This is a genomic window from Krasilnikovia cinnamomea, assembly GCF_004217545.1.
Taxonomy (GTDB): domain Bacteria; phylum Actinomycetota; class Actinomycetes; order Mycobacteriales; family Micromonosporaceae; genus Actinoplanes; species Actinoplanes cinnamomeus.
In genome coordinates this window covers 179,110-190,445 of record NZ_SHKY01000002.1, presented here as the reverse complement: position 1 = coordinate 190,445, position 11,336 = coordinate 179,110, and the positions used below count along the sequence as shown (strand labels likewise).

Annotated in this window: 7 protein-coding genes; 2 read left to right on the top strand and 5 right to left on the bottom strand. The window is 69.2% G+C overall.

Features of this window, described 5'->3' with window-relative positions; all coding sequences use genetic code 11:
- Positions 1-1,091: hemolysin family protein (locus EV385_RS33675; RefSeq protein ID WP_130513880.1), on the bottom strand; the 1,091-nt coding region annotated here is incomplete at its 3' end.
- A gap of 162 nt (positions 1,092-1,253) precedes the next feature.
- Here EV385_RS33675 and EV385_RS33670 point away from each other — a divergent pair.
- Positions 1,254-1,643: a MerR family transcriptional regulator gene (locus EV385_RS33670; protein WP_130513879.1), complete on the top strand. Its 390-nt coding sequence runs from the start codon at positions 1,254-1,256 to the stop codon at positions 1,641-1,643.
- A 31-nt stretch (positions 1,644-1,674) separates the two neighbouring features.
- Here EV385_RS33670 and EV385_RS33665 read toward each other — a convergent pair whose 3' ends face one another.
- Together EV385_RS33665 and EV385_RS33660 are read right to left on the bottom strand one after the other, a co-directional pair.
- On the bottom strand, positions 1,675-2,031 hold the full coding sequence (locus tag EV385_RS33665) for a hypothetical protein (protein ID WP_130513878.1): 357 nt from the start codon (positions 2,029-2,031) through the stop codon (positions 1,675-1,677).
- Positions 2,032-2,261: 230 nt separating this feature from the next.
- On the bottom strand, positions 2,262-5,207 hold the full coding sequence (locus EV385_RS33660; RefSeq protein WP_207230195.1) for a Tn3 family transposase: 2,946 nt from the start codon (positions 5,205-5,207) through the stop codon (positions 2,262-2,264).
- A gap of 133 nt (positions 5,208-5,340) precedes the next feature.
- Here EV385_RS33660 and EV385_RS33655 point away from each other — a divergent pair, with 133 nt between their 5' ends.
- The gene (locus tag EV385_RS33655; protein WP_130513877.1) at positions 5,341-5,610 is read left to right on the top strand and encodes a hypothetical protein; all 270 of its coding nucleotides are present in this window, start codon (positions 5,341-5,343) and stop codon (positions 5,608-5,610) included.
- Positions 5,611-5,767: 157 nt separating this feature from the next.
- On the opposite strand, the gene EV385_RS33650 is transcribed toward EV385_RS33655, so the two are convergent.
- Together EV385_RS33650 and EV385_RS33645 are read right to left on the bottom strand one after the other, a co-directional pair.
- Complete coding sequence (locus EV385_RS33650; RefSeq protein WP_130513876.1) at positions 5,768-10,879, bottom strand: tetratricopeptide repeat protein; 5,112 nt, start codon at positions 10,877-10,879, stop codon at positions 5,768-5,770.
- Positions 10,876-11,298, bottom strand: a complete 423-nt coding sequence (locus EV385_RS33645) for a hypothetical protein (protein ID WP_242625398.1) — start codon at positions 11,296-11,298, stop codon at positions 10,876-10,878. Before EV385_RS33645 ends, EV385_RS33650 begins: the two co-directional genes overlap by 4 nt.
- Positions 11,299-11,336 lie beyond the last annotated feature (38 nt).

Below are 11,336 nucleotides of genomic sequence, written 5' to 3'. Positions count from 1 at the left end.
GCCCGGCCCGGCAGCAGCCACGACCCGTCCGCCGCCTGCTCGATCACCGGCTCCGGCAGGTCGTCCTCGTCGACGATCTCCCCGACAAGTTCCTCGGCCACGTCCTCCAGCGTGACCACGCCGGCGAAGCCGCCGTACTCGTCCACCACGACCGCCAACTGCCGGTGCGCGCCTTTGAGTCGTTCCAACACCGCCGGCAGTGGCGCGGACTCCGGCACCAGCACCGGCGCCGCCGCCAGCGCACCCACCGCGGTGGTGCCGCGGTCGGCGGGTTCGAGGGCGACCACGTCCGCGATCGACACCACGCCGACCACATCGTCGACGCCGTCGCCCAGCACCGGGAACCGGGAATGACCGGTCTGCAGCAGCGTCACCACCCGCAGCGCCGGATCACCGACACCCACCGTGACCACATCCACCCGCGGGCGCATCACCTCACCGGCGGTACGGACCCGAAAATCCAGGCCATGGTCCAACAGCCGCGCGGCCCGCGCGTCCAACCCGCCGTGGGTGTGCGCCGCGGCGATGATCCGGTCCAGATCCTCGGTCGTGGCACCCTGCGGCAACTCCTCCACCGGCTCGATGCCCACCCCGCGCAGCAGCCGGTTCGCGGCGGCGTCGAACACCCGGATCACCGGACCCGCCACCGTCAGGTACAGCAGCGTCGAGCGGGACAACACCCGGGCCAGGGCCTCCGGCTGCGCGATCGCCAGATTCTTCGGCGCCAACTCACCCAGCACCATCTGCACCACCGTGGCGAACAGCAACGCCACCACCATGGACACCGACGCGCTCGCCGCCGCCGACCAGCCCGCCGCGCCGAGCAACTCGGCCGTGCCCCGGCCCAAAAACGGCTCGGCCACATACCCCGCCAACAGGGCGGTCACGGTGATGCCCACCTGCGCGCCGGACAGCACGAACGACAACTGCTGCGTCACCCGCAACGCCCGCCCGGCGGCGGTGTCCCCGCCGTCGGCCAGCACCCGCAGCCGGGCCCGGTCGACCGCCACGTAGGCGAATTCCTGGGCCACGAAATACCCGGTCACGGCCGTCAACAGCACAATCGACAGCACCCCGACGGCGATCAGCACGAAGGCTCCCCGCCCCCAGTGCACGCCCTATGTCGGACACTCAGCCGGGTCAAGCCCGGCCCGGTACTACAGCCTTCGACCGTACAATCAGACACAAACCGCACAGTAGCACGTGCAACTGTATGGTTCCTGAACGAGCGACACCCGGGGGAGGGAACACGTATGAGGCTGCTCCGCATCGGCGAACTCGCCCAGCAGGCCGGCGTCAGCACCCGCACCGTCGACTACTACACCAGCCTCGGCCTGCTCCAGCCGGCAGAACGCACCGACGGCGGCTACCGCCTCTACCACCCCGCGACCGCCGACACCATCGACACCATCCGACAGCTGGAAACACACGGCATCAGCCTCGACGCCATCGCCGACGCGATCAACCATCACGGCCGCGGCGACCTGACCACGACCCTGGCCCACCTCGCCGACGGCCTCACCGCACTGCAGGAAACCGCCCACAACGCACCCCACGCCCAGGCCCTGCTCACCCTGATCAGCAGCCGCGCCCACGCCCTCATCGATCTCGCCCAGACGATCGTCGACTCGCCGATCGTGTGACAACCGGACAGCAGCGACACCCAGCGTCGGGCTACGGCCGTCGAAGCCGACGCTGTGCAGTTCCTTGTCGTCGACGCCTTCCACGGCGTCGCCCGGGACGGGGCGGCCTGGCCGGGTCACGGCTGCGAATCGGTGGCGTCGAGGTATCCCGCATCCCGGTGACGATCCAGTCGAAGGCGACCCGTCCGGGCCCGGAAAGCCCGTCGCGGGCGGCGGCCATCACCTCCCGTAGCCGGGCATCGACGTCGGGCCCGTCGGGGTCGCCGCCTTCTGCGGTGATCTCGTCGCGGATCTCGGCGCGGGTGCTCAGCACCGCGTCGACCCAGCCGGCGAAGGCATCCGCGACGGCGGTCGCCGCGGGATGGGCCGTCGGACTGTCGGCAGGCATCGATGTCGTCCTCTCCAATCGGGGGCCCTCGCCGTCGACGGCCTGGTGGCGGCCAGACCGAGTGCCCGGGCTGCCGGGGGACTCGAGCTGGCACGGCCGCAGCCGCAAACGAGCCGTTCCAGGCGCGGGCATCGGTGATCACGCCGCGGCGGCGGCCGGCTCGGTGACGGCGCCCTGCGGGTCGGGGTCGGGTCGCGGGCCGCGGGTGTAGTCGAGCCGTTCATTCATCTTCAATATCCACCGGCCGTAGAGGGCCACGTGCGACCAGAAGAGCGGGTCAGGGCGCGCCGGTCGTCGTCGGTCATGCGGTCGGCCCACTCGGGTTCGGACAGTACGTGGTCGATGAGCCGGGTGTTGATCAAAACGAGGGAGGATTGCAGCAGGTGCAGGGCGAGCATGGAGATCTCCTGGTGCTCGCGGTCCGGGCCGGTCAGTTCGGCGTCCTTGCCGTAGAAGATGGCCGTGTTGCCGCTGTTCCACTGCTCGACGACCTGTAGCCCGCCGTGAATCTCCCGGCGCAGCGCCTCCGATGACAGGTACTCGCAGATGAAGATCGTCCGGATGGCCCGGCCGAGTTCCTCGATCGCCGCGTAGGTGGGGTGTTTCGGGCCGCCCCGGGTGAACCGGCGTAGCACCTGCTCGGCTTCGGCGGTGCCCAGCTGCAACGCCCGCGCGTATTTGATCATCTGGTCGTACTGCTGGTTGATCAGGTCCCATTTGATCGGCCGGGACAGCACCGTCTCCAGGCCCGGGTAGGTGGCGCCGTCGCCGGGCCGGTACAGCCGGGCGGAGCCGATGTTCTTCAGCCGGGGCAGCAGCCGGTAGCCGAGCAGGTGGCAGAACGCGAACCCGACGATGCTGGCGCCGTGCGTGTCGGTGTAGTTCGCCTCGATCGCCGAGTCGATGTCGGCGGCGTGCCGGATCAGGCCCTCCATCATCGCCGCGACTTCCGACGACGAACACGTCTTGACCTGCGAATACACGCAGACGCTCTTGCGTTCGACGTGCCAGTAGATCATGATGCCGGGACCGCCGTAGCGGGCGTGCCATTCGGTGTTGAGGTTGGCGTCCCATGATCCGAACTTCTTCGAGTCCGAGGCGCAGGCCGTCCCGGTGCCCCACCAACGCTGGTCCCGGCTGGCGAAGGTGTCGTTGACCACCGCGGCGACGGCCCGGCGCAGCCCGTCGCGGTTGACGTACAGCTTGCGGGTCCGGCGCAGCTGGGCCTCGCTCAGGCCGTGGTCGCCGGCCGCGGCGATCCGTTTCACCCCGACGTTGGTGCCGAGCCCATACAGGACAAGGAGCAGGCGTACGCGGAGTTCGTCGCGGCCGAGGTGCTCCCGCGACGCCAGGGAGGTGAACTCGCCGTCGCAGCCGGTCAGCCAGAACGTCTCCTTGGCGATGTCGAGCAGGTCGACGACACCCCACCGGCGCACCAGTTCGGCCTTCAACTCCACCAGCGTCGGCGGTTCGGGCAGCGCGGCCAGCCGCGGCACGGAAATCCATACCTGGTTGCGGCGGGTGGTGACCCGGACCCCGCCGGTGGTGCCGTCGCGCAAGCCGGTCGCCAGGCCGGCCAGCGCGGCGTCCAGGCGGGCTTTGACGGTGTCGGTGAACACGGTCGGGTCGGTGGGCTGGGCGATCTCGGCGTAGTGCACGTCACGGGCCAGGTCGAAGTCCCGCGGCAGGTCCGCCTCCGGGTCGCGCCACTTGCCCGCCCCGTGGACCCAGATCTCGCGGCGGCGGATCGCCGCCGACAGGGCGCTGAGCACGCACAACTCGTACGAGGTGCGGATGATCTTGCCGGACTTGTTGTAGATCGCCTCCCGCCAGTCGGCAGGCACCACCCCGTCGATCGGGATGACCTCGGCCGCGTCGTACGGCTGCTTCGGCCGGTCGGCGTAGCGGCGCAGCAGGTCCACCGCGTCCATCACCGGCCGGTACGCGGTGTTGTTACACCGAAAATCCATGCTGGACAGCACCTGCGGCAGCATCCGCCGGTAGTAGTTGGAGTACGACGACTCCAGCACGGTCCGGACCTTCGCCTTCATCGCGTTCTTGTTCGCCTTCGCCTCGGCGACCAGCGCCCGCAACGTCTGTTCCCCGCCGTCGACCGCCGGATAGACCGCCTCCCGCACGGTCGCGTCGGGATGCTCGACGGCGGCCTCCGCGACCTTGAACAGGATGCCCTCCTTGCCCAAAACGCGGCGGATCTCCGCCTCCACCGTCTTGTTGACCTTGTTCACCGCCCGGGTGTTGATCGTCCGGACGAGGGTGATGAACAGGTCCACCAGCGAGTCGGTCAGCTCCGTCTGCCGACGCCAGCACAACGCAGCAAGCAGCGTCTGGCGCACCTGGTCGGCGTGGTCACGGCGCATCGCCGACGGGGCCGCCAGCGCGGCCCGGTTGCGCCACAGCGTCACCCGCCGCTCCGCGACGTCGGCGAACAAGTCCACCGGCAACCCGAGACTGCGGACCCGGCGCAGCTTCGCGACCTCGTCCAGGAACGTCTCCAGCCCCGGCCGCCCCGGATCGGCCTTGATCTCGGCCAACAGCCCCGCCGCACCCTCCACCGGCACCTCGTCGCCGCCCTCGTCGCGCTCCTCGTCCTCGTCGTCGGCCGGGGCAACGAGAGCCTCCAGCCGCGCCACCGCGACGGCGGCCGACAGCCGGGCGACGGTCGTGGCGCAGAACCGGTTGTCGGCGGCCTCGGCAGCGCTGGCGATGATCCGGTCGATACGGCCCGGGGTCGGCGGCTCGATCCGCTGCGAGCGGCACCGCAGCAGCAAGGCCTGACAGTGCCGGTCCGGGCTCAGCTCCGACGGGCAGACCTGCTCGGCCAGCCACCCGGTCAGCGCCTCGGCGTCGGCGACCGTGCACTCCCTAAACCGCAACGCCCGCCTGATCTGCGCCCGGTGGTACTCGATCGTGCTGCCCGTGAACAGGTACGTGCCGAACGCCGCCGCCTCGACCTTCACCTGCCGGGCCACGAACTCGACCGCGGCCGCCGGGACCTCCCCGGCATGACGCGGGAACCGGCCCTCGATCTCGAAAAACTTCAAGATCACCGCGAAGCCGAGCTTCGTCGGCCCGTACTTGTTGCCGATCAGTTCCCGGTCCGCGTCGACCAGCGTCCACGCATCGATCAGATCTTCCAGACTCCACTCACGACGCACCGCGCCAGGCTGCCAGACACCCACCGGGCAGGCATAGAGTCCATCGAACGCCGCAAGGGCTCCCGGCCCGCCCGCCCACCGCCCGGGCCCCGCACCCGCCGGGGCCATCGGGTTGATGAGCAGGAGGAACACCGTGACGCGTCGCTGGGTCCGCTTCGAACTACCGGTGATGGTCTGCGTCGACATCGACGACCACATCGAACACGAACAGGTGACCACCGTCGTGCTCGGCGTCGACCACGAGGCCATCACCCCCGCCCGCGACACCGACGGCAACTACCTCATCTACGACGCCGACGCCCACCGCGTCCACGACGACGACCCCGAAACCACTCGACGACGACAGCACCCCAGACAGGCATGGCTAACCCCCGGCCGCAACCGCCATAACCCCTCGCCGTAGCCCAGGTTCGGGCCGCGCCGCGAAGTCACACGCCCGGAACCTACCCGTCAGCAACTTTGGGGCTGGTGACAGCTACCCAAGCGTGGGGCCCCCTGGGCGGTCATGTCGTCAGGTTACCGGTTGCCTTCACAGAAGGGACCTTCCCTGAAGGCAACTGTCACCCATGATCTGGTCCAATGCCGGTCTCTTCATCGAGTCGTCGACGTATGTCCGCGGCCTCGGCTGTCCGACCGAGACCGTCGAGTACGTCAGCGAGAGTCCAGTACGCGGACAACCGCCGCTCGGCGAACACAGCCGACAGCTGTTCGGCCAGACGCTCGTAAATGTCGACTGCCTCAGTGACCGTTTCCAGAGCCGCATCGAAGTTGGCTCCCACAGTCACGCACACCCATCCGTACGCATACAACGACATCGCGAGGTTGGGGAGGTAGGCATCGGGATCGGTCTCGGCGAGCCGCCGAGATAGACCGATGGCCTCCTCGCCGGCCGCCAGGGCTTCTTCATAGCGGCCGACCTGTACCAGCCTCACGCCGAGGTCGTTCAACGAGGCCGCGAGGTCGGGGAGGTAGGCGTCGGGGTCGACCTCAGCCAGCCGCCGAGATAGACCGACGGCCTCCTCACAGAGGGCGAGGGCCTCCTCGGTACGGCCCATTTCCGACAGGGCCGTACCGAGGTTGTTAAGCGACATCGCGAGGTCGGGGAGGTAGGCGTCGGGGTCGACCTCAGCCAGCCGCCGGCGGATCGTTGCGGCTTCCTGGGTCGGGGCAATGGCCTCGTCACTGTGCCCCAGCTCCACCAGCATGGCACCAAGGTTGTTTAGCGACATCGCGAGGCTGGGGAGGTAGGCGTCGGGGTCCCCCTCAGCCAGCCGCCGAAATAGACCGGTAGCCTCCTCGCCGGGTGCCAGAGCCTCTTCACAGCGGCCCACCTGCGCCAGTCGTACACCGAGGTCGTCCAGCAAGGTTGCGAGGTCGGGGAGGTAGGCGTCGGGGTCGACCTCAGCCAGCCGCCGGCGGATCGTTGCGGCTTCCTGGGTCGGGGCAATGGCCTCTTCTCCACGCCTCAGATCGGCTAGTCGGTCGCCTAGATTACCCAACGCGTCAGCGAGGCGGGGAAGGTGCACGGCAGGGTTGACCTTGACCAGTTCCCGGTCGATCGCAACGGCTTCCTCGGCCGCAGCGACGGCCTCCTCGCCGCGCTCAACTTTCCACAGCCGGATACTGAGGATGACCAACGCCATTGCGAGGCCGGGCGACCGGACGGTTGGACTCTTCTCGGCTAGCTGTCTATGAAGGGCGACCGCTTCCCTCGTAGCTGCCAATGCCTCTCGGGGAAGTTGCAGCCTCGACAACTCGGTGCTGAGGTTGATCAGCGTTCCGGCGAGGTCGGGCAGATGGGCGGTCGGGTCGTTCTCGGCCAGCTGTCGATAGTGACTGATGGCTTCCTCGGTAGCTGCACGGCCCTCCTCCTTGCGCCCCATCTGCGACAGGGAGGTGCCTAGGTTAGTCAACGCCGCTGCGAGGCCGGACAGGTAAACGGATGAGCGGGCACCGATAAGCCGCCGGTATAGGTGCACGGCTTCCTCGGCCGCGGCTAGAGATTCCTCCGCTTGTCCGGCCATCGATAGCCGAATGCTGAGAGAGTTCAGTCCTGCGGCGAGATCAGGTAGGTGTGCGGTCGGGTTCGCCTGCGCGAGTTGCTTGCGACTGGTGACCGCTTCGTCGGTCCGGCTCAGCGCTTCTGGGCCGCTTCCCACTACATCGAGCTGGTTGAACCGGCGCCTACTCTCGCGCTGTGCCCGAGCTGCCTCGATTCGCCGGCGTAGGTCGGCCGCGTCCTTGGTGTGACCGAGTTCTACGAGGATGTCGGCGGCCGTCTGGTAGGCCGCAATCAATGGTCCTGTGAAAGTCTGTGGCAGGCGGTTAGCCAATGGTTCGTAGATTCTGATCGCCTCAGTGGCGGCGTTCAGCGCTGCGGGAACGTTCCTTTTCACACTTACGCATACCCAGGCGTACGCCCACAGCGACCTGGCGAGGTCGGGTAGGTAGGCGTCCGGGTTGACCTCGGCCAACCGGCGGTAGATGCCGGTGGCTTCCCCGACAAGTGCCGGAGCCTCATCCCGGCGGCCCACCTCAGACAAACCGATGCCGAGGTTGATCAACGATATGGCGAGGTCGGGTAGGTGGGCGTCCGGGTTGGTTTCGGCCAGCCTGCGCCGGATGGCCACGGCTTCCTCGGTCAGCGCCAAGGCTTCGTTCCGGCGGCCCACCTTCGACAAACCGATACCGAGGCTCATTAACGACGCGGCGAGGTCGGGTAGGTGGGCGTCCGGGTTGGTTTCGGCCAGCCTGCGCCGGATGGCCACGGCTTCCTCGGTCAGCGCCAAGGCTTCGTTCCGGCGGCCCACCTTCGACAAACCGATACCGAGGCTCATTAACGACGCGGCGAGGTCGGGTAGGTGGGCGTCCGGGTTGGTTTCGGCCAGCCTGCGCCGGATGGCCACGGCTTCCTCGGTCAGCGCCAAGGCTTCGTTCCGGCGGCCCACCTCAGACAGGCCAATGCCCAGGTTATGCAGCGACGCGGCGAGGTCGGGTAGGTGGGCGTCCGGGTTGGTTTCGGCCAGCCTGCGCCGGATGGCCACGGCTTCCTCGGCCGGTGCCAGGGCCTCATCTCGGCGCCCCACCTCGGATAGCCGGTTGACGAGGTTGTGCAACGACATGGCGAGGTCGGGTAGGTGGGCGTCCGGGTTGGTTTCGGCCAGCCTGCGCCGGATGGCCACGGCTTCCTCGGCCGGCGCCAGCGCCTCATCCCGGCGTCCGACTTTGGACAGTTTGACACCGAGGTTGCTTAACGACATGGCGAGGTCGGGTAGGTAGGCGGCTGGGATGACCTCGGCCAGCCGGCGGTAGATGCCGGTGGCTTCCTCGGTCGGCGCCAGGGCCTGCTCCCGGCGGCCCAGCCCGGACAGGAAGGTGCCGAGGTTATTCAAGGACATGGCGAGGTTGGGTAGGTAGGCGTCCGGGTTGGTTTCGGCCAGCCGGCGCCAGGTGCTAGTGGCTTCCTCGGCCAGTACCAGGGCCTCGTCGTAGCGGCTTACGCCAGACAGAGACTCGCCGAAGTTGCTCAACGACGTGGCGAGGTTGGGTAGGTAGGCGTCCGGGTTGGTTTCGGCCAGCCGACGCTGGATGGCCACGGCTTCCTCGATCGGCGCCAAGGCCTCATCCCGGTGCCCCGCCTCAGACAGAGACGCGCCGAGGTTGCTTAACGATGTGGCGAGGTTGGGTAGGTAGGCGTCCGGGTTGGTTTCGGCCAGCCGACGCTGGATGGCCACGGCTTCCTCGGTCGGCGCCAGGGCCTGCTCCCGGCGGCCCAGCCCGGACAGGAAGGTGCCGAGGTTGTTCAACGATGTGGCGAGGTTGGGTAGGTAGGCGTCCGGGTTGGTTTCGGCCAGCCGACGCTGGATGGCCACGGCTTCCTCGGTCGGCGCCAGGGCCTGCTCCCGCCGACCCAGCCAGGACAGGAAGGTGCCGAGGTTGATCAACGATTCGGCGAGGTTGGGTAGGTAGGCGTCCGGGTTGGTTTCGGCCAGCCGACGCCGGATGGCCACGGCTTCCTCGGTCGCCGCCAGGCCTTCCTGGCGGCGACCGGCGTTGGCGAGGCGGCCGGCGTGGGTGGCGTACAAGTGGGCCTGTTCAGCGGGGTTGGTGGCCCGGGCAAGGCGGTGGGGGGTAAGGACGCTCGTGATCGCCGCTGCGGCGATGTCCAGGTCAATGTGCCGGTCGGCGGGTAGCAGAGGTTCGAGGGTTTCCAGGATGGCCGGATCGAGGTCGGGGATGCTCGTCAGCCGGGTGAGGGTGGCCCCACCCGCGGCGATCACCGTCTGGGGATTCTCGCGGACGATCGGGTACAGCACGCCGGTGGCGATGTGGGGCCAGCGCCGGGCGGTCTCGACCAGCACGGTCACCATGCCCGAGACCCATACCGGTGTCTGTGGGTGGCTCGCGGCGAGCAGGCGGGTGATGGTCTCGGGTGTCCAGTCGCGTTCCAGCCGGGTGACGCCGGTGTGGCCGTGGCCGGGGGTGGACAGGGCGATGAGGTCTTCGCCGAGCCGGTCGGGGTGCAGCGGTTCGAACACGGTGCTGTTATTGGTCGGCGGGTAGCAGGTGGTGTGGTCGTCGATGATCTGGTCCGCGGCCGCGGCGGAGCCGGCGAATCCGGCGCAGGCGAGTGCTTGCCTACCGGCCGGGCGGGCTTGGGCACCGGTCAGGGTCGCGGCGAACACCGTCCGGTGCATCACCTCAGGCGAGGTTTGCACGGGCGCCTCGGCCCGGGTGTGCAGGTGCTGCCAGTACGCCTGTTCCCGGCGTAGCAGATATGCCGACACCGCGTCGGGATCGGCCGGTAGGTCGTGCCCGTTCCGGGTGGCGTCCACGGTGGCCAGCGCGGCCATGTGCACGGCCAGGATTTGCCCGAACGCGTCCCCGGTCAGATCCGGCACCGGCCAGCCGGCGGCGGCGTGTTCCAGGTTCAGGGCGGTCGCGAACCGGTCGGCGGCGGCGGCGAACAAGGCGGGCCGGTCGTCGTCGCTGTCGGCGGCCAGCGTCGGGAGCTTCCACTGGTCGACCTCGATCCCGAGGTCGCTGTCGGCCCGGTCGGCCAGAGCCGGCCACCAGTAGCCGTCCGAGCGGGCCAGCATTAGCACCCGTACCTGGGTTCCCGCCCGCGCGTGCAGGTCCCGCAGTTGGGTGAGCAGCGCGAGCAGGGCGGAGGCGGGCCACCGGTCGGCGTAGTCCACGACTGCCAGGACCGCGCCGCTGGTCAACTCCACCCTCGACACCGCCGCGGCGCTACCGGCGACCGGGGTCGGGGTGTGGGTAACCTGCCACGTTGTCCACCCTGCGGCCGCGCATTGGCTGCTGACGTGCGCGGCGAGACGGGTCTTGCCCTGCCCACCCGCCCCGTGCACCAGCACCGCCGCGACCGGCGTAGTGGCGCTGGTCCACGCGGCGAGGGTGTCGAGGGTGCGTTCCCGTCCGGTGAACGGCACGATCTGGTGCCGGGCCAGCAGCAGGCGGCTCGGCTGACGACAGGCCCGTTCCGCACTGACCGGCACCGGCCTGTCGTCAGCCGCAGCGACCTGGTACGGGGGCCGGTCCAGGCTGACCGTCACGTCCCCGCCGACACCGGTGATCTGCACGATGTCGCCGAAGACGACACTGCCGGTCACCGTCTGTCCGACCGGCTCGGGCGGTCTCCACCAGCGGGTCACCGGTCGAGCTCTACATCGCCGCCGACGTCGTCGACCTGCCGCACCGGCCCGGCCGTCGATGACCGCGTCACCGACTGCCCGTCACCATCACCGCCTGACGGGGACGAGGCCGATGCGGATGGTGCCGACGGCGATGCCGCAGCCGCAGCCGCTGCCGGCGGCGCGGTGCCCGGGCCGATTCGCACGTTGCTGCGCACCCCGCGGACCTGCGCCACACCACCACCGATCGTCGAATCGGTCACCGACTGCCCCCCGGCGTGCCGCCGGCCACCGACCGTACCGGCCACCGCCAGCCCCAAACCGGCCAGGCCGACGAACAAGCCGAACACGCTGGCCCACTTGTCCGCCTTATCCAGTCCCTCGACGACCAGGAACGCGCCCAGTCCAGCGACCAGGACCCCACCGGCGAACGCCACCACCCACCTGCGCATCGGCTCTCCCTCCATCAACCGTCACA

Coding starts and splice junctions, on each gene's coding strand:
- EV385_RS33670 (WP_130513879.1), top strand. CDS start 1,254: ATGAGGCTGCTCCGCATCGGCGAACTCGCCCAGCAGGCCGGCGTCAGC.
- EV385_RS33665 (WP_130513878.1), bottom strand. CDS start 2,031: ATGCCTGCCGACAGTCCGACGGCCCATCCCGCGGCGACCGCCGTCGCG.